Here is a 19,020-nt window from a genome sequence, read left to right as displayed (position 1 = left end):
ATAGGATGGAGAATATCAGAAAATGAATAAATTTTTTTGAGCAATAATTAAAGAGTTTACAATACCACTATAATTAAATTATCAGTTTTTTCTGATTATATTGCATATTTTCGCAATATTTAAAATATATAAAGATAAAAATGATATAGTTCTACCTGTGAAAAATATCCTATTTAGCGAAATCTTCTCACAATTATTGTATAGACGGAATGAAAATTATGCGGTAAACTATTTTTCGAAATATTAATTAAATTTGAAACATTTCATCTAATCAATTTTTTCTGAGGCATCTTGAATAAATATTCATGCATCAGAGCTTGATTACAAAATGGGGGGATTATTTATGAAAAAGAAAAAGTTAGCAGGTGCATTCCTTTCACTTACACTTGCTGCAGGAGTGCTGGCTGGTTGTTCCGGCTCTGGTTCATCAGAAAAAACAAGCGGGGATGGAGATACGATCAAGATCGGTGTCAACCTTGAATTATCAGGCGGCGTAGCTTCATATGGACAATCGATTGCAGAAGGCCTGGAGCTTGCGACTGCAGAAATCAATAAAGAAGGCATTGACGGTAAAAAAATCAAACTTATAAAAGTCGATAATAAATCTGAAGCGTCTGAAGCGACAAGCGGAGCGATCAAGCTGACATCACAGGATAAGGTTGCAGCGATCGTCGGTGCAGCGACAAGCACAAACTCGATTGCCCAAGTGCAGATTGCCCAAGATAATAAAGTGCCGGTCATCTCACCATCTGGCACAAGCCCTGAAATCACTTTCAGCAAGGATAAATTGAACGATTATATTTTCCGGACAAGCTTCATCGATCCGTTCCAAGGGACGGTAGCTGCGAATTTCGCCACTACAGAAATCAAAGCGAAGAGTGCAGCCATCTATATTGACAGCGCAAGTGATTATTCAAAAGGGTTAGCAGCAGCCTTTAAAGAACAATTCGAAAAAAATGGCGGAAAAATCGTGGCTGAGGAAGCTTACATTGCGAAGGATACTGATTTCCGTTCTACATTGACTCGTTTGAAATCGGCAAAACCTGACTTTATTTTCCTTCCTGGTTACTATGAGGAAGCTGGCCTGATCGTGAAGCAGGCACGCGAAACTGGACTTGACGTTCCATTCATGGGCGGCGACGGCTGGGATTCTCCTAAGCTAGTTGAAATCGCCGGTGCAAAAGCTCTAAATAACACATTCATCACGAACCATTATTCTTCAGGTGACCCTGATGAGAAAATTCAGAATTTTGTGTCAGCGTTCAAAGCGAAGTACAAAGATAAATCCCCGGATGCATTTAACGCTCTAGGATATGACACAGGATACTTCCTTGCAGACGCGATTAAACGTGCTGGTTCAGCGGATTCAGAAAAAATCAAAGAAGCGCTGGAAAAAACGGCAGACCTTGAGCTTGTAACAGGTACATTCACATTGGATGAAAAACATAATCCAATCAAATCTGCTACCATCCTTGAATTTAAAGAGGGAAAACAAGTATTCAACACAAAAATCAATCCTTAATTTCGGAGAAAAACTCCATCATTTCGCCGGCCCTTCGTCAATAAGAAGGTGCTGGCGAATTCTCATTTTCAAAGAATACCAGGTCACTAACTTCCCCATTAAGGAATGAAAAGAGTTTGGACTAATCATTCATAAAATTAGATTTTCAAGGAGAGTCGAACATGGAATTGATACAACAGCTAATAAACGGGATTTCACTAGGAAGTATTTATGCCCTTATCGCTCTCGGATATACGATGGTTTACGGGATTGTTAAATTGATAAACTTCGCACATGGCGATGTATTCATGGTCGGCTCATTCGTTGGGTTCTACTCGATAACGGTTCTGGATCTGTCATTCATTCCCGCCCTATTGATCTCGATGACGGTCTGTGCGCTGTTTGGGGTTTTGATCGAGCGTATCGCGTACAAGCCATTGCGTAACGCAACACGTATTGCGGCACTTATCACGGCCATCGGTGTTTCCCTTTTGATCGAATACGGATTCATTTACGTCCGCGGTGCACAGCCGGAAGCTTATCCGAATGATGTATTGCCGACAGAAAAGTTCGATATTTTTGGAGTTTCCATCAATAGTCAATCGGTTTTGATTTTTGGAGTGGCCGTAGTTCTAATGATCATCCTTCAAATCATCGTTCATAAATCAAAAATTGGAAAAGCGATGCGTGCCGTTTCCTTCGACGCGGATGCAGCTAAGCTGATGGGGATAAATGTAAATAATACGATTTCTGCCACCTTTGCAATCGGTTCCGCATTAGCGGGGGCAGCAGGCGTCATTTTCGGTATTTACTATATTAAGATCGAGCCGCTCATGGGTGTGCTTCCGGGATTGAAGGCATTCGTTGCAGCCGTACTTGGAGGGATCGGGATTATACCCGGCGCGATGGTCGGCGGCTTATTGCTAGGTGTCATCGAAGCTTTGGTCAGTGCCGCCGGTTACTCATTATGGCGTGATGCTGTAGCCTTCGTCGTACTGATTCTTATCTTGATTTTCATGCCACAAGGCTTATTCGGTAAAAACAAAAAAGAAAAAGTATAGGGGAGACAAAGCAATGACTACAATTAAGCGAGCAAAAGGTTTTTGGCTCTCGATTTCACTATCATTGATCTTTTTCGCCGTAGTTCAAGTGTTAATCGGCGGCGGATCGCTAAATCCTTTTTATCAAAATACGCTCATGTTCATCGGGATCAATATCATTCTGGCAACTAGCCTGCACTTGATCATCGGGATAACCGGGCAGTTCTCCATCGGACATGCCGGATTCCTGGCAGTCGGTGCCTATGCTTCAGCCGTTATGACGATGAAGCTGGAAATGCCGTTTTATGCGGCATTGATAGTCGGAGGTTTGGCGTCAGCGTTGGCCGGATTGATCATCGGAATTCCAAGCTTACGTTTAAAAGGTGACTACCTGGCGATTGCGACCCTCGGCTTTGGGGAAATCGTCCGGATCATGCTTTTGAATATCGATTATGTCGGCGGGGCGAGCGGCATGCAGGTTTCCCATTTGACCACTTGGCCGTGGGTATTCGCTTCCGTGATCATTACGATCATCGTCATCCGAAACTTTACTAGCTCGACCCACGGCAGGGCCTGCATATCGATCCGCGAGGACGAGACGGCTGCCGATTCGATGGGAATCAACACGACGTATTACAAAGTTGTCGCGTTTGCAATCGGTGCTTTTTTTGCCGGTATTGCTGGAGGGCTTTACGCCCATAACTTCTATATCATTCAGCCATCGAACTTTGGATTCCTGAAATCATTCGATATTTTGATCCTAGTGGTACTTGGCGGTCTTGGAAGCCTTTCCGGTGCCGTATTGGCCGCGATATTACTGACGGTAGTCACGACTTTCCTGCAGGATTATCCGGAAACGCGAATGATCATTTACAGCCTTGTGCTTATCGTGATGATGCTCTATCGTCCACAAGGTTTAATGGGGACAAAAGAAATAACATCCATGTTCAAACGTAAAGGAGGAAGCAGCCATGAAAAAAATAAAAACACCGCTGCTTAAAGTCGATTCAGTCGGCATCCAGTTCGGGGGGCTTAAAGCCGTTTCTGATGTTAACGTCGAGTTATATCCAGGAGAATTAATTGGCTTGATCGGGCCGAACGGCGCTGGAAAAACAACTTTCTTTAATTTGCTGACAGGAGTTTACGTCCCTACAGAGGGCACCATTTCTTTGGAAGGTGAGAACTTAAGAAAACTGCCTCCATATAAAATCACGCAAAAAGGGATCAGCCGGACATTCCAGAACATTCGCTTATTCAGTGAACTATCCGTGATCGATAATGTTAAAGTGGCCTATCATTCGCTTTCGAAGCATGGCATTTTAAGTTCGATTTTCCGCATGCCGATCCATTTTAAAGGCGAAAAGGAAATGGATGAAAAGGCGATTGAGTTCCTGAAGATCTTCAACCTTGATCAATATAAGGATGAAAAGGCGAAGAACCTGCCATATGGTAAACAAAGACGTTTGGAAATCGCCCGCGCACTCGCAGCCAACCCGAAACTGCTTTTACTGGATGAACCGGCTGCGGGGATGAATCCCCAGGAAACGCACGAGCTCATGAACCTGATTGCCCTCATCCGTGAGAAATTCGATTTGACCGTATTATTGATAGAACATGATATGCCGCTCGTCATGGGTGTTTGCGAACGCATATACGTACTCGATCACGGACAACTGATCGCTCAAGGAAAGCCAGAGGAAATCCGCAACAATCCAAAAGTCATCGAGGCCTATCTGGGCGAGGAGGTTTCATAATGTTAAAAATCGAGGACATCAACGTCTATTACGGAAACATTCAAGCCTTGAAAGGAGTCTCGCTTTCTATTAACGAAGGTGAAATCGTGACTCTTATCGGGGCGAACGGAGCCGGGAAAAGCACGATGCTGAAAAGCATTTCCGGCCTATTAAAACCAAAACAAGGGAAAATCATTTACGAAGGGCAATCCATCGGCGGAAAGGCAGCACAATCCATCGTGAAAATGGGCATCTCCCATGTCCCTGAAGGCAGGCGTGTCTTCGCTAACATGTCGGTTGAAGAAAACCTTCAGCTTGGTGCTTATTTACGCAAAGATAAGGCAGGAATCAAGCAGGATATGGAGAAAGTCTATGAATTATTCCCGCGTTTGCTAGAGCGCCTGAAACAGCAATCCGGAACCCTTTCCGGCGGGGAACAGCAAATGCTCGCAATGGGCAGGGCCCTCATGGCCAAGCCCCGGCTCCTGTTATTGGACGAGCCATCGATGGGACTCGCGCCATTATTGGTGAAGCAAATCTTTAACATCATCGAAGAAATCAACAAAACAGGTACAACGATCCTGCTGGTCGAACAAAATGCCAACTTAGCACTATCCATCGCGGACAGAGCCTACGTTGTCGAAACCGGCCGAATCGTCCTATCTGGCAAATCAGAGGAACTGACCGCAAGCGAAGAAATCAAGAATGCCTATTTAGGCGGCCATTAAAACGCTTTATAGCGGTTACAGACTGCAGACAAACTCGAGGAAAAGCGAGTTTGCCTGCAGTTTTTTGTTTGGAGAAAGCGACCGTTGATTTCCACTCCAGGCACTCGCTTTCCGCGGGCGGTCCGGGAGCCTCCTCGACGCTTCGCGCCTGCGGGATCTCCCCTGGACTCGCATTTCCCGCAGGAGTCTCGTGCCTTCCGTTCCAATCAACTTTGTTTAAGAATAGATAGAACCTATTTTTACGGAAAATGTTCCAGCTATTTCTAGAAATCTCCGTTTCACCCGACTGTCTGCCATGGCTCCTGCGCAAGCGCCTCCGGGGTCTCGGCTAGCCGGTAAGTCGGAAGGGGTGTCGCAAATTTCTTCCATCCAACAAGGAATACAGAAAAAAAACATGAAGGATAATTTAGTCTTGTTTTAAAATCATGGTTTAGGATTGGACCAATCGGAACTCCTAGACTGACCGGAGATATATTCGAGGAAAAACGTGTTTGCTTGCAAGTTTTTTTAAAAAACGCTCTGTTAAAGGATCTTGTTGATTTTCGAACTAAAGGGGCAAGTTACTTAAATAAACTTTTCCAAATTACACCAAAAACAATCCTATAAGTGGTAAAATTGAAATTCATTTATCCATTGAGGAGGAGTTAGGTTGAAGAAAGTTTTCACTGTATTATTTATAATGATGGTTTTAACAGCTTGTTCATTTACCAACAGTAAGGAAACACAATCAGAAACGAGGACCGAACATAATTATCAATTTATAGGAAATAGCGAACATTGGGAAGCTGAATATTCTTATGAAGCAACCGAAATATGGAGGGAAAATGAACGCAAACAAACAGGTCATTCTAGTAAAGATAGCTATGAACTTGTATTAAAATACAAAGGATCTTTAGAAGAGTTATCTTCCATGAAAAACCTCGAATACAGTTTTGAAACAACCAGTCAAAGCGCAAGTACAAAAGAACAATTCCCTGAACCACCTAGCGAAAAAGTATTTAGAACGGGTGGAGGTTCAGAAGGTGGAGCAATAATAGGTGAAGGCGAAGTTATAAAGGTAAATGTAAAATGGGATGATTCTGAAGAGTCATTTGAACTGCACAATAAGGATAAGTAATTTAGTTGAACTTTAGAAGGCCACTTTTGGGTGGTCTTTTTTATTTGTTCAAAAATCAAGACCATTCTTTTACAAAGCATTTTTAAAAAAGGTTCCAGTTGATTTCAGAAATCAGCCCCCTTTCCGCCGACTGACTGCCAAGCCTCATCAAAGCAAGCGGCTGTGGTGTCTCGGCAAGCCAGTAATTCGGCAGGAGTGTCGCAAATTTCTTCAATATAGTGTTTCATCCATATAAATAGTAAAAAACATGAAGGATAAACAAGTCTTCTTTTAAAAGGCTATGTTATAGGGAAAGGTTGATTTATCGTAAAATGATATGGTGACAACCACAAAACTTCTTATTAAATTACTCCAACACTTAACTGGATATTTATGTTAAAACAAGAATGAGTTTGTGAAGGTTTACACTTAAACTAACGAAACAGTTTACTTGAAGAAGTTGAATGTTAAAATAGCGAGAAAAGGAGATTGTGAAATGAGTTTAGCAAGTTATATCGGATGCAATATAGAAATACCTCTTAGTAATGAAGAGTCAGACGATTTAATTGTTATTGGAGGTTGTTTTTCGAACAAATATAACCGTCGAGATGTGAAAAAACATCAATTTACCACTCCTTTTGTTTTCGAAGTATCAAGTGACTGGGGAATAGAGATTTCGGAATATATGAACCAAAAAACGTGTGCCGAATCAAAAGAGAAGCTAATTGAACTGTGTAAAATTATGGACAGTTACATTGATAAAGGTGATTATTTTGAACTGTATAGTTGTTGGGTCGGAGAAGAAGCCGATAAGCGAGAAGGTGAGATAACTCTTCGAATCAATAACTTTGACATTGAACAGATAGAAATGCCTGAAAAAACGTTAGTGAGATTTGAGAAATGAGTTCTTCTTCAACTAACGGGTGCTTTAGTAAAAAAAGGACATCAAAAAATACAATGAGTTTGGAGACACATTTCCAAGCTCATTTTTTATGTACAAAGAAGCTTCGGCCCCCTTTTTTAGACAAAAGTGTTTTTACCTGAATAAGTTGATGGGAACGGAAGGTACGAGACTCCTGCGGGAAAAGCGAGTCCAAGGGAGACCCCACAGACGCGAAGCGTCGAGGAGGCTCCCGGACCGCCCGCGGAAAGCGAGTGCCTGGAGCGGAAATCAAAGTGCAAATTTATAGCGGTTTTTTGTTTTTTAAATAAGCTATTTTAACTAGATAAAAAGGTTAGTAAATCCAAATCAGACGGTATACAATCTAGTTAGGAATAAATAGTAGAATTGGTTCATGATAAAACCTCATCGATAGCTATTCTTAATCATATTTTTGGAGTGATTGTATGCACAAACTTATTCAGGTTTTATTGCCGGTATTATTACTGTTTATGATTCTGCCAAACTACCAGCCAGATTCTGCTTCTGCAGAAGAGATCCCGCAATCTGATGGTGTCATCGTCAAATATAAAGGGACGAACGATGAGCCGATCAACGAGTTGATCGAAAAGGTGGAGGTTCCTAAAGGGGAAACGACAGACAACGTGATCGAGGAACTTGAAGAACAGAAGAATGTGGAGTATGCAGAACCAAACTACATTTTTAAGAAAATGGAAAGTCCGAACGATCCAGCATACATAGACCAATGGCATCATAAAAAGCTTGGTACGAGTGCAGCGTGGACCAAAACCATGGGGTCGAAGGAATTGATCGTGGCCATCATTGACGACGGCATCGATCGCAATCACGAAGATTTAAAAGGGAAGATCGTCAATGCCTATGATACGATAAAAAATCGGAAGCATATCGTACCAAAAGGGGCGCATGGAACGCATATCGCGGGCATCATAGCCGGTTCTGCGAACAACGGCATAGGTGGAACTGGTGTTGCCCCGAATGTTAAACTAATGCCGATCAATGTCTTTGATGGAGAGTATGCCAATACGGCCGATATCATTGAAGCGATACATTATGCCGTTCAGCAAAAGGCTAACATCATCAATATGAGTTTGGGAGACACCAGTTATTCGGAGGCCTTTAATAAGGCCGTCCAGGAAGCCTATAAAAAAGGCGTACTGATCGTCGCGGCTGCCGGGAATGAAGGGGATATGGGGAAAAATGTGCAGCGTGTGTACCCAGCCGCATTCAGCCACGTCATTTCCGTTGCTGCCACTGACTCAAGGGACAAGCGTCCCAGTTATTCCAACTACCATTCAACAGTCGATATCGCGGCACCAGGAAGTGATATCCTTTCAACCTTACCTTATGGTAAATACGGCTGGATGAGCGGAACATCGATGGCCACACCGATGGTGGCGGGTGTAGCGGCACTGATTTGGTCCAATGAGCCCAAACTTAACAAAACGGAGGTCGAGTACCGCCTCTATGATTCAGCCGTTGACCTAGGTGCAAAAGGGAAAGACATATACTATGGAAACGGGCGGGTCAATGCCAAAAAAGCACTCGAGATGAAGACGCTGACCAAACCGGCCGTAACCGCGATATCCGATAAGGACACCAAGATCAACGGGAAAATCCCGACTGATTTTAAAACGGGGACCGTATCCATTTATACCGATAAAAGCCAACTCGCCACAGTGAAAATCAACGGCGAAAAAACCTTTACGGCGACTATTGCCAAACAAACAGCCGGAACGACCATCTCTACGAGGCTAATCGATCAATCGGGAAATAAAAGTATACCCGTTTCATTTAAAGTGGCAGATAAAACGGCTCCTGCAAGACCTTCCGTAAATACGGTAGGTGACAATACCGTCAAAGTAACCGGCAAAGCGGAAGCGGGCTCTTCCGTCACTGTCAAAACCGGCAGTACGGTTCTAGGTAAAGCAAATTCCAACAGCGCAGGGAATTTCACCGTAACGATGTCAAAAAAACAAAAAGCCGGAAAAGTCCTATCCGTTACAGCAACCGATAAAGCAGGAAATGTTAGCTCGATCAAAACCGTGACCGTCGCAGACAAAACAGCACCTAGTAAACCGACGGTCAACACAGTAACCACAAAAACGACAAAAGTAACAGGCAAAGCAGAAGCCAACTCCACGGTATCCATCAAAGCATCAGGAAAAGTGATCGGCTCTGCCACAGCAACGTCCAAAGGCACATTCTCGGTTAAAATTCCCAAGCAAAAAGCCGGGCAGAACCTATATACCTATGCCAAGGACAAAGCGAAAAACGTAAGCGAATCAAGGAAGGTAACGGTTAAAAAGTAATAGAAAAACAAGAACAGCCCCCAATACTCAAATTGGGGGCTGCACTTGTCAATCTCTATTTCCATACATCAATTCCGTGCTTCGACTGTAAAGTTCAATGATATTGCCGAACGGATCTTCACAATATATTAAATAATAGGGCTTATTCTCCCAAGTATTCCATATATCGCTTCGCCTTCTTCCGCCAGAAGCAGCAATATCATCAGCCAGCCTTTCAATATCATCCGCTATTAAGCAAATATGAAAAAAGCCCTCATACCCGCGACTCTCACCATTAGTCATCCTCGGCTCCTCAAACTCAAAAAGCTCAATCCCCACTCCATTATCCGCCATCAAATGTGCATTACGCATCTTTTTAACATCATCACCAAGAAGATCATTCGTCATATTATGTTTGTTCTCTGCACTTGCATCAAACGAATAGGGACCCGCCAATAACCTGAAACCCAACACCTGCTCATACCACTTAATCGCAGCATCCAAATCAGGTACAGCCAATCCAATATGAGTAATTGCTGTCATATGTATCCCCCCTGATAATAAAATACCCTTTTAAGTTGTGGGCAAACGGCACGTTTTGGACAGAAAAAAGAAGCAATAGCCAATATTGCTTCTGGTTTACACATATCGACCTCATGAAATTCTTTAAATCTCACCCTCTTCAAGCCTCCTATTATACTCAACTTTACTAATTAATCCCTTTGCATTACAGGTAAGACAATCTGTATAAATATCGTAAGCACCTGTACCTGCACAAACATGGCACTTAACATGAGTTTCCGGTATATCCTTATGCATGAATGAAAAAACTTTTCCAATATACTGAAGAATAATCATTCCCAAAACTCCTTTTTTTTCTATCATACAACGAAAAAGAGAGAAGGAAACAGGGAATACAATAACATTACTTAAAACAAATAAAACCATAACATAGTTTACATAGGGTTAAAAAATGCACGGATGAAAATGCGATAAGCTGTTCTGCAAAATCACCTCTGTTTACAATAGGCTGTTTTCGAATACTTTGTTGTCATTTACCAAGTAATGTGGTGTGGCTGATTTCCCCTCCAGATGCTCGCTTTCCGCGGGGCGGGCGGTGAGCCTCCACGGCGTAAACGCCTGTTGGGTCTCACCTGTCCCGCTGCTCCCGCAGGAGTCTCGCACTTCCGCTCCAATCAACCTTAAATCGTTTCGTTTTAATAACAACAATCTTTACGAAAAGAGCCTTTCAAAAAAAGAACATCCACAAAGATGTCCCTTAATGTGTAATCACTTCATTTTTCTTAAAATCCATAAATAAGCTAATATTGAAATCCCCACTGAGACTGCTGCCATTATGTAAATGCTTATATATCCGAAAAGATAGCCAATTTGTCCGAAGAGGATGGCACCGAAACCGATTCCAAGATCAAAAAAGGAATAGAAAGTGGCATTGGCCATGCCTTTTCGGTTTCGGGCAGCGTGTTCAAGAGACCACGCTTGAAGAGCCGGTTGGACAGCACCGAATCCAATGCCATAAAAAATAGCTGCCATATACAGAATCATGTTACTTGGCATCCAGGCAAGCATTAGCATCGCCACTACGATAAAAAGAGTGGACGGAATGAAGACAGCTTGATGTCCTTTTTGATCATAGATCTTTCCAGCAAACATACGTGTGAATATAAGAGCTAGAGCGTAAAGAAAAAAGTATCCTTGAATACCTGTCAGACCTTTTTCGATTGTATAAAGAGGTAAGAAGGTAGCAGTCCCGCCAAAAGTCACCGTAATGAAAAAAACAAGAAGGGACGGAGCAACAGCGCTATTTTCATAAATGTCAAACCTATTAGTGTTAGCTGGGGCAGAAGCATGATCTACTTTTTTATACGTAATTGTTGAGGCCATGATCCAAGCTGCCAGGCTTAATACACCGCAAAATAAAAACAAATGTTGAAAGGTTAAAACATCCGCTAAGAAAAGCCCGAATGAAGGACCAAAAGCCATCGCCAAATTCCCCGATAAAGTGAAGTATCCCATTCCCTCACCCCGACGCCTTGCTGGGATAAGATCAGAGGCAATCGTACCTGAAGCCGTGGTCGCATATCCCCAGCCAATCCCTTGTACAATCCTCATGGTGCAAAGAAGGAAAATACTCATCATATATCCAAACGAACCAATCGCAACAGCCAAAAGGGCTAGACCGAACAGGAAAACAAAACGTCTGCCTTTTGTTTCCAAGGCCTGTCCAGCAAAAGGGCGGACAATCAGGGCAGAAAATAAAAACATGCCAGCAACTAACCCAATATACCGTTCATTCCCGCCAAGCTCCTTTACAAAAAGCGGAAGGGTCGGGGAAGTCATCTGAAAGGATAAAAAAACAAAAAAGTTAGCCAAGAAAATCATAATAAAATCACGCGACCATATTTTATTAACAACCGGAAGCTCTTCTTTTAACAAAGGTACACCCATAATAGTAATTCTCCTTAATTGATAGTAATTATCATTCTCATTTTACTAAAATTAAAGAGAACAATCTATAAAAATTAAGTGATCACTATAAATCTAAGTAATATTGACTACTAGTTAGCCCGTAAAAAATTTAATAGACACAAAAAATCGGGATGGAGGTCACTTTATATACAGGAAACACAACACACAGGGGTCTTATAGCGGATTTTCCATTAAACCATGTTCCTGCCTATACAAAACCCTTATGTAGAGTGGAATTAACTTAGAGTGAAACAATCGTGCAGTTCCAACAGAAATTAATTAATCAAAAAGGTAATTATGGTAAACTTGTCGGATATTTGGGAGAGTTGTTAAGAAATCGTGTCATTATTATGAAATTTTAATTAAGGACCTTTAATTTACCATTCATAAGGTATATTATCTGGGAAATGAGAGATTAAAGGAGTTAATTATGGGTAGATTTACAGAGACTGTAATGGAGAGGGTAGAAGATTCTCTACATAGTAGGAAGAAACCTATGGTTGTTAAACTAAATTCCGAACAACTTGATGAATTTATACGAAAATTCCCTGATGACGGAGAGTTTTTTGGTTTAAGCTATCACATTCATGATGATAAGACGGTCACTTTTAACTATAATTCAGAGGGCAGACTTCTGGAAGTATTGAATTTGGTTAAGTGATTGCAGTTTTGAGAATCCAGCAGAAATGCTGGATTTTTTTGAAATAAAAAATCTTAATGAAATTTAGTGCGATTAAAGTTGAATGATGTAGAAGATAAAACAGCGTTTATGAAACCGACAGTAAATTTTGAGGCAGTACAAACGACCAAGAAGGTCATTCGTCATATTTATTCTCCGCACTTGCATCAAACGAAAAGGAACCCGCCAATAACGTGAAACCCAACACATTCTAGACCATTTAATCGCAGCATCCAAATCACACTGCCAATCCAATATGAGTAATTACTGTCATATGTATCCCTCCTGATAATAAAATACCATTTAAATGTGGGGACCAAACGACGCCGTTTTGGACAAAAAAAAGAAGCAATAGCCAATATTGCTTCTGGTTTACATATATCGACCTCATGAAATTCTTTAAATCTCACCCTCTTCAAGCCTCCTATTATACTCAACTTTACTAATTAATCCCTTGGCATTACAGGTAAGACAATCTGTATAAATATCGTAAGCACCTGTACCTGCACAAACACGCATTTAACATGAGTTTTCCTATATCCTTATGCATGAATGAAAAAACTTTTCCAATATACTGCAGAATAATCATTCCCAAAACTCCTTTTTTTTCTATCATACAACGAAAAAGAGAGAAGGAAACAGGGAATACCATTAACGTTACTTAAAACAAATAAAGCATAACATAGTTTACATGGGGGTTAAAAAAATTAAACTGATATATACATAGTTCCTTTAAATTCATTTTATGAACGCTGTTTACCTATTTAATTTTTCTTTGCCGTACATTTTGTTCCAACTTTGGTTTTTCCTTTTGAATAAACTATAAAGAAATTTGTCTGCCTGCAAAATTTAATACAACAGTTTAAGTTTAAGGTAAGCAAAATTTTCTTTAAAACTCACATTACATTTATCATTTAAACATTCCTTAAAAAGGGTTTCATAATAGCGTTATACCATAACTTTTTCATATTTCCTTCAAATTGTTCTCTGCAAATATTATCAGTCAATTTGGAAAAATCTTCAGATTTCAGAAAATGATTCATTAGCTTTCGTTATTGAGACTGGTTTTATAACATGCATGAGACCTAAAGGCATATGACAATAGAGTAGGTTAAAAAACCACCTCAATAAAGGGGGTGACCTTTTGCTTTTTAACAGATTTTTGTGTCTCTTTTGTTTCAGCTATTGTTTTCACTAATTTTTACTCCTAACAATAATAAAATCTACGATTTTGATTGTCCTCCCCTTCGCTTAAAGGTTATCCGTGATGAACGTTTTACTATTGCTGAGAATATAATAGGAAGTGTAAAAGAAGCGGTTGATAGCACTTTAAAAATCAGATTGAACTATTAATATCAGGTCTGGCATCCGGTAATAACAAGAATCATCCAGATGATGAAGATACAATCATTTTAGTTGCAGTTTGGTTCAGGTCGATACACTGATAGTGTTTGTTAAATTGTTGGACAAGAATAAGAATGTACTAGATTGTGGGGTTACCTTATCTAATTACAGTAATACCTTTAACACCAAAGGCGAACTTACAGCGTTACAAAATCATTGCAAATGAATTAGAAGGGAAGCGCACCTTAATTCGAAGCACTCTAATAGCTTTACAGCATGCTTAAACTTCCCGGAATCATCCTGTACTTTTTAACTCTGTATGATCAGTAATTTAAACGGGTGCTGGGCAAACATTCTTAACGGTGATAATAATTCCAGGTGTTATGACTGGTGTAATAACAGTGGGTACATTACGAGATATCTTACTTGAAGGAGTTGAAATTCGAAGGAGTGACTATATTTATAAAATTAAACTAACGCATTACGCATAAATAACATGGGGTTCTAGAACCGCGAAAGCAATATAATTGAAAGTAATTTGGGCAGCAAAAACCCAAGATTTCTTTCAATTTGGAAGATGGTTATTTTGAGGCTGAGAATTTTCAGAAAGTTAAACGTCTTTATTAGTCTGATTTCAGAATTTCCGCCACCTTATGTGGGTTATTACATCGAAAGCTCTAATGCTGAATATCTCTCAGCTGTCATTGAATTCTTTGGTAATTTTTAATGAATCTGTTCTTTAATTAACTTTTTTTCAATCCGAGAAACAATTGGGGTCAGGAAGTTTAGTGATAAATATGTATAAAATGTTGAGATTTTCAGTTAAAGCTACAAGAATTATGTGTAAATTAACTGATGTTGCAACATTGAACGAATTAATTAGCAAGTCACACAATTGAAAGTCTAAACTGGCTTAATAAAAAGGGGGTACTGGTACGGGAATGTTTAAGAACTTTGATATCGCGGTGGATACAAAAAAAGTAATCAGAAATCGTGCAATCACTGTCAACACCAATGATTTACAGACTGTTAAATTTTCTATAACTATCACCCAATCAGGGGAACCGGTCTATTTAACAGGATCTACTGTTCGTTTGGCTGTTAAAAAGCCGGATAAAAAGACCGTATTACAAGATTGTGCAATTATAGATGCAGCAAACGGAAAATGCGAAATTATCTTGGATACGCCAGCATATATCGACTATGGTCTTCATCATGCTGAAGTAATGATTTATTATGCAGCAGATAAGGTATCTGTTACAAGTAGGTTTTCATATACGGTTAACAAAGGGATTCTCGATGAAGGGACATTCGAATGTACTCATGAATTTCAATCCAATACAAAATCTATTGCGGACGTTGATGGTATTGTTGCTGATTTAAGGTATAAGGGAACAGGAATTGACGATCAAGCACAATCCGAATTGGAAGCCAAAGCTGTACAGTCAGCTTATATTGCTAATAAGAATGAGGTAAGCATAACTGATTTTGAAAGTGAAAAAGTTGGTGATGATTGGTATCCAGCATTTCAAGCAGCATTGACTTCTATAGGTAATACAGGGAGCATAAAATTTCCTGGAAAGGTAACGTACAGCGTGTATTCTCCTTTGGTTCTTCCATTAACAGGGCATAGAATAAGGATATTTTCAAACGATGGAGCTACCATTTTGGTAAAACATAACGGAGACGGCATTGTGCTAAATGCCCAAAACGAGAATTACTCGTCCCATATTATTGAGGGTCTTGGTATTCAAGGAACCAACACATCTTATCCATCAGATGGGTATATACCACCAAGTACAGGAGCAGGTATTCGCATGAATTCAGCATATTATTGCACATTGCGTGATGTTCGTGTTTCAGGGTTTCAATATGGAATTCACCTTAAACTCGCAATAAAAAATAATTTTGAAGGAAACACTTACATTCGACATAATCAATATGGAATTTATTTTGATGGGGGTGCAACAAATGTAAACAACTTTGATGGTATTGGTATACGTGAGAATAGAAAAGCTGGAGTTTATTTCAACGTTGGTCATTCTCCTTTTCCTACACATAATACATTCACTGATTGTTTAATCGAGTCAAACATTCCTTTCCCTTATATTACAGGAGGAAACGCTCCAAATGATAGTATAGGTGTTTATTTAGGCGGGGCATATTATAACATTTTTGACAATTGTTACTTTGAAAATCAACAGTATGCAGTTTATTTAACTGGTAGTTCAGACGGGAACAAATTTAGTAAATGTAGATTTTCACCAAGTGCGGATTTGACAAGACTGGACAAAGTTATGTTTGATGGTGCTGGTGTAAGTAATAACACATTTACCGAATGCTTCTCATTATCACAAGATAATACCTCTGCTAATGTTGAATCAAATAATGCTACCCAATTCTATAATCAGTTTGTTAATTGTGAAGGATTTACCTTTATACCTGCTAGTATTTTAGCTCCTATAGATGTGATTAATCTTCGTCCAAATCAAGCAGGTTGGGGAACTCCATTCGGGGCGTTAATTATTCCTTCTCATGGTTATTATAATAATCCCGGAGAGGGAGCAACTAGGGGAAGAATAACTGGAATAGGTACTGCAAACGCAACTCTAAATGCCGATGGTTATGGTGAACTTATGCTTGGTTCATTAATAACCGCAGCCACAACGATCACGAATATTACTAATTTGAAAAAAGGTCAATATTTCACTTTAAGCAACTATCAGATTAGATTTCCTGTTACTTTAAAATCTTCAACGGATGGGATTAACGGCTTGGTTTTGAAAAATTTACGAGACGCAGTTCTCATAAGACGTTCTGACACAATATTATTCTACGTGACACAATTAGGAAAAATTGTTGAGGTTGGGCGTAATTTTAATGAAGGAGTAATAAATCTTGTTTCATCTTCACCTTCGTATATAGGTCAATTGGCTATTGTAGGTGGAGTTGGCTATATTGCAGTTGGGACTTCTTCGGTATCTGATTGGAAACAAATAACAAATTGATAGACGATTGGAGAAACCTTGCTATAGCGGTCATGAAAAAAGTCATCTCTTTTATAGTTGGTAATAGTTCTTTTAATGGAATAAAATTCTACAGAAATTTGGACTTTTTTCAAGTTTTTTAATCTGAAATTCAGTATATATTCTTTGCTCATAGAAATCATTGGGCCATACTCATACATCTATTGAAACATAAAAAACTTAATTGACACACAATTAATGTGTATCCCTTATTCGGAGGATAGTTCAGATAATCCCTATCTTATTACTTATGAATATTTACTGATTAATAATTATTATCAATCACTATGTCTGGAACAGACGAATAAAAATTTGGGGAAAATCATGACTTAGTTACAAAATAAATTGCCAAATAAAAAGATTCAAATCATTTTCACCAAATCCATTCGCAAATTGTAAACGGAGAATAGTTTATGTTTTGTTTGAATTATTTTGATTATATTCAAGCTTCAGAGAATATCATCAAAACGAATAATTGGACTTATATGAATAGTAATGAAGAAATAGAGAAAAAGCTAAGTACAAGAATATGAGATGGGGATAATGATAACCTTCATCCCAACGACGAAGGTTTTTATATATGGTTGGAGGTTTTACAGGAATATTTTAAGTTGAAGAAGTAGTAAAAGGGGGAAAAAGGCTATAACCACTTTTTCCCCTTTTTGGCGTTTCTAAATGAGTTAAAATAAAGCGATTTCATCGATTCTCACTTTCTATCTTGAATAAATTCGCGCATTTCCTCTTTCGATATTCCTGATCCCATAACATCCTGCATGATTTCCATCCACTCTTCATCAATGCTATTGTCTGCTTGTTCATTCAACAGAGCATCGACCTTAATACAAAGGATTCTAGCGATCTTTTCCAAAACTAATATAGTAGGGTTTGTTTGAAGGTTTCTTTCCAGTGAGCTTATATAGGATTTGGCAACGCCGGATCTTGCGGAGAGTTCACTAATTGACATTTTCCTTTCTTCCCTAAGCGACTTAACACGGTAACCTATCATTCTGACCACACCTAACCCTTAATATGAAAATTATATACTGATTTAAACTATCACTTTCAGTTTACACATTTTCCTTTCATTTTTAATGATAACTAGGCACTAAAATACTTGACACAATTATATATATAAACGAATTTTCCTTTGTGGGTAGGCATTTAGTTAGGTTATTTTAAAGAAAATATTTTAAAGAATATAATTCTTATAAGAAAGATTGGGATTTGGTGTATAATTAAGTTTATTGAAATTTAAGTCCCGAATATTCTGGAAAATGGGTTAAATATATATGTTCAATGCTATGTTTCAAATTTTGTAATTATTTCCTTTGTATTGCCATTCTCTTTTTTGTAAAATTACTTTGCATTTGAAAAGTATTCTTTCATTGTAAGTTTCATGTAAATTTCCTTGAAAATACATATAAATAGGTAATATTATGGTATAATGCAATAGGTCATTTTTAACATATCAGGAGGATGAAATGGAAGAAACTATTAGTATTGCAGATATTTTTAAAACATTAAAGAAACGTTGGAAGCTAATCATGCTACTGACATTAATTGCCGCTTTGATTAGTGGAACGATTTCTTATTTCTTTTTAACACCCGTTTACCAATCTTCAACACAAATCTTGGTTAATCAGAAGCAATCGGAGAACCAATTGGACTCGAATCAAATACGATCTAATATCGACATGATCAATACATACAGCGTAATCATAAAAAGCCCTGCCATTTTGGAGAAAGTCATTGATGAGCTAGAACTAGATCAAAGCGTAGAACAATTAAGTGAAAAAATCACGATCAACAGCCAAGAAAATTCACAAGTCTTTTCATTAACGGTTCAAGATAGTAATCCGTCACAGGCTGTAGAAATAGCAAACACGGTTTCTGGAACTTTCCAAAAAGAAATCAAGGATATAATGAACGTCGACAATGTCAGCGTATTAGCCAAAGCTGAAATTAAGGTGAATCCTATAGCTGTAAAACCTAATCCACTATTGAATATAGCAATTGCAATCGTAGTTGGATTGATGGCTGGTATAGGCTTGGCGTTCCTATTGGAGTTTATGGACAATACGATCAAGGACGAGGATGATATTGAAAGAATCTTAGAATTACCTATACTTGGATCGATTCAAAAGATTAAACAGGTAAATAATAAAGGATAATC

16 protein-coding genes are annotated in these 19,020 nt (G+C 39.1%); 11 read left to right on the top strand and 5 right to left on the bottom strand.

The features are described from left to right. Positions 1-343: 343 nt before the first annotated feature. The 6 genes from N0M92_RS05725 to N0M92_RS05700 all read left to right on the top strand — a co-directional run bounded on the left by N0M92_RS05725 (position 344) and on the right by N0M92_RS05700 (position 6,119). Positions 344-1,522: an ABC transporter substrate-binding protein gene (locus N0M92_RS05725; protein WP_260284832.1), complete on the top strand. Its 1,179-nt coding sequence runs from the start codon at positions 344-346 to the stop codon at positions 1,520-1,522. Between the two features lie 161 nt (positions 1,523-1,683). Next, complete coding sequence (locus N0M92_RS05720; RefSeq protein WP_260284831.1) at positions 1,684-2,562, top strand: branched-chain amino acid ABC transporter permease; 879 nt, start codon at positions 1,684-1,686, stop codon at positions 2,560-2,562. A gap of 13 nt (positions 2,563-2,575) precedes the next feature. After that, positions 2,576-3,541 carry a branched-chain amino acid ABC transporter permease gene (locus N0M92_RS05715; protein ID WP_260284830.1) on the top strand — a complete coding sequence of 322 codons (966 nt, stop codon included), beginning with the start codon at positions 2,576-2,578 and terminating at the stop codon, positions 3,539-3,541. Continuing rightward, positions 3,513-4,295, top strand: a complete 783-nt coding sequence (locus N0M92_RS05710; protein ID WP_034308746.1) for an ABC transporter ATP-binding protein — start codon at positions 3,513-3,515, stop codon at positions 4,293-4,295. The genes N0M92_RS05715 and N0M92_RS05710 overlap by 29 nt, the downstream gene beginning before the upstream one ends. After that, positions 4,295-5,002: an ABC transporter ATP-binding protein gene (locus N0M92_RS05705; RefSeq protein ID WP_192205910.1), complete on the top strand. Its 708-nt coding sequence runs from the start codon at positions 4,295-4,297 to the stop codon at positions 5,000-5,002. Before N0M92_RS05710 ends, N0M92_RS05705 begins: the two co-directional genes overlap by 1 nt. A 649-nt stretch (positions 5,003-5,651) precedes the next feature. Next, a complete protein-coding gene (locus tag N0M92_RS05700) occupies positions 5,652-6,119 on the top strand; it encodes a hypothetical protein (RefSeq protein ID WP_260284828.1) in 468 nt (155 codons plus the stop codon). An 82-nt stretch (positions 6,120-6,201) separates the two neighbouring features. On the opposite strand, the gene N0M92_RS05695 is transcribed toward N0M92_RS05700, so the two are convergent. Then, a complete protein-coding gene (locus tag N0M92_RS05695; RefSeq protein ID WP_260284827.1) occupies positions 6,202-6,333 on the bottom strand; it encodes a hypothetical protein in 132 nt (43 codons plus the stop codon). 261 nt (positions 6,334-6,594) lie between these two features. On the opposite strand from N0M92_RS05695, the gene N0M92_RS05690 reads away from it, so the two are divergent. Both N0M92_RS05690 and N0M92_RS05685 read left to right on the top strand, forming a co-directional pair. Beyond that, positions 6,595-7,002: a hypothetical protein gene (locus N0M92_RS05690; RefSeq protein ID WP_260284826.1), complete on the top strand. Its 408-nt coding sequence runs from the start codon at positions 6,595-6,597 to the stop codon at positions 7,000-7,002. Between the two features lie 443 nt (positions 7,003-7,445). After that, positions 7,446-9,329 (top strand): peptidase S8, encoded by a 1,884-nt coding sequence (locus N0M92_RS05685; RefSeq protein ID WP_260284824.1) that lies wholly within the window; start codon positions 7,446-7,448, stop codon positions 9,327-9,329. A gap of 48 nt (positions 9,330-9,377) precedes the next feature. Here N0M92_RS05685 and N0M92_RS05680 read toward each other — a convergent pair whose 3' ends face one another. The 3 genes from N0M92_RS05680 to N0M92_RS05670 form a co-directional block, all read right to left on the bottom strand. After that, on the bottom strand, positions 9,378-9,851 hold the full coding sequence (locus N0M92_RS05680) for a VOC family protein (RefSeq protein WP_260284823.1): 474 nt from the start codon (positions 9,849-9,851) through the stop codon (positions 9,378-9,380). Between the two features lie 123 nt (positions 9,852-9,974). Continuing rightward, on the bottom strand, positions 9,975-10,166 hold the full coding sequence (locus N0M92_RS05675) for a hypothetical protein (RefSeq protein WP_048681418.1): 192 nt from the start codon (positions 10,164-10,166) through the stop codon (positions 9,975-9,977). 432 nt (positions 10,167-10,598) lie between these two features. Beyond that, positions 10,599-11,777 (bottom strand): MFS transporter, encoded by a 1,179-nt coding sequence (locus N0M92_RS05670; RefSeq protein ID WP_260284821.1) that lies wholly within the window; start codon positions 11,775-11,777, stop codon positions 10,599-10,601. A gap of 517 nt (positions 11,778-12,294) precedes the next feature. On the opposite strand from N0M92_RS05670, the gene N0M92_RS05665 reads away from it, so the two are divergent. Both N0M92_RS05665 and N0M92_RS05660 read left to right on the top strand, forming a co-directional pair. After that, the gene (locus N0M92_RS05665) at positions 12,295-12,459 is read left to right on the top strand and encodes a hypothetical protein (RefSeq protein ID WP_260284819.1); all 165 of its coding nucleotides are present in this window, start codon (positions 12,295-12,297) and stop codon (positions 12,457-12,459) included. 2,303 nt (positions 12,460-14,762) lie between these two features. Next, complete coding sequence (locus tag N0M92_RS05660; protein WP_260284817.1) at positions 14,763-16,829, top strand: BppU family phage baseplate upper protein; 2,067 nt, start codon at positions 14,763-14,765, stop codon at positions 16,827-16,829. A gap of 724 nt (positions 16,830-17,553) precedes the next feature. Here the strand turns inward: N0M92_RS05660 and N0M92_RS05655 are convergent. Further along, the gene (locus tag N0M92_RS05655) at positions 17,554-17,853 is read right to left on the bottom strand and encodes a helix-turn-helix domain-containing protein (RefSeq protein ID WP_260284816.1); all 300 of its coding nucleotides are present in this window, start codon (positions 17,851-17,853) and stop codon (positions 17,554-17,556) included. A gap of 475 nt (positions 17,854-18,328) precedes the next feature. Between N0M92_RS05655 and N0M92_RS05650 the strand changes: the two genes are divergently transcribed. Beyond that, entirely contained in the window at positions 18,329-19,018 is a 690-nt protein-coding gene (locus N0M92_RS05650) for a YveK family protein (protein ID WP_260284815.1), read from the top strand. The last annotated feature ends 2 nt before the right edge of the window (positions 19,019-19,020 follow it).

Source organism: Peribacillus aracenensis, assembly GCF_025175645.1.
GTDB lineage: Bacteria > Bacillota > Bacilli > Bacillales > DSM-1321 > Peribacillus > Peribacillus aracenensis.
Note: the sequence above shows the minus strand (reverse complement) of the source record. Positions and strands in the feature narration are given on the sequence as shown.

Bases quoted from the DNA above. Each gene is read 5' to 3' on its own strand.
- N0M92_RS05715 (WP_260284830.1), top strand. From the start codon at position 2,576: ATGACTACAATTAAGCGAGCAAAAGGTTTTTGGCTCTCGATTTCACTA.
- N0M92_RS05675 (WP_048681418.1), bottom strand. From the start codon at position 10,166: ATGATTATTCTTCAGTATATTGGAAAAGTTTTTTCATTCATGCATAAG.
- N0M92_RS05660 (WP_260284817.1), top strand. From the start codon at position 14,763: ATGTTTAAGAACTTTGATATCGCGGTGGATACAAAAAAAGTAATCAGA.
- N0M92_RS05720 (WP_260284831.1), top strand. From the start codon at position 1,684: ATGGAATTGATACAACAGCTAATAAACGGGATTTCACTAGGAAGTATT.
- N0M92_RS05705 (WP_192205910.1), top strand. From the start codon at position 4,295: ATGTTAAAAATCGAGGACATCAACGTCTATTACGGAAACATTCAAGCC.
- N0M92_RS05665 (WP_260284819.1), top strand. From the start codon at position 12,295: ATGGTTGTTAAACTAAATTCCGAACAACTTGATGAATTTATACGAAAA.
- N0M92_RS05680 (WP_260284823.1), bottom strand. From the start codon at position 9,851: ATGACAGCAATTACTCATATTGGATTGGCTGTACCTGATTTGGATGCT.
- N0M92_RS05725 (WP_260284832.1), top strand. From the start codon at position 344: ATGAAAAAGAAAAAGTTAGCAGGTGCATTCCTTTCACTTACACTTGCT.
- N0M92_RS05655 (WP_260284816.1), bottom strand. From the start codon at position 17,853: ATGATAGGTTACCGTGTTAAGTCGCTTAGGGAAGAAAGGAAAATGTCA.
- N0M92_RS05650 (WP_260284815.1), top strand. From the start codon at position 18,329: ATGGAAGAAACTATTAGTATTGCAGATATTTTTAAAACATTAAAGAAA.
- N0M92_RS05670 (WP_260284821.1), bottom strand. From the start codon at position 11,777: ATGGGTGTACCTTTGTTAAAAGAAGAGCTTCCGGTTGTTAATAAAATA.
- N0M92_RS05685 (WP_260284824.1), top strand. From the start codon at position 7,446: ATGCACAAACTTATTCAGGTTTTATTGCCGGTATTATTACTGTTTATG.
- N0M92_RS05710 (WP_034308746.1), top strand. From the start codon at position 3,513: ATGAAAAAAATAAAAACACCGCTGCTTAAAGTCGATTCAGTCGGCATC.
- N0M92_RS05690 (WP_260284826.1), top strand. From the start codon at position 6,595: ATGAGTTTAGCAAGTTATATCGGATGCAATATAGAAATACCTCTTAGT.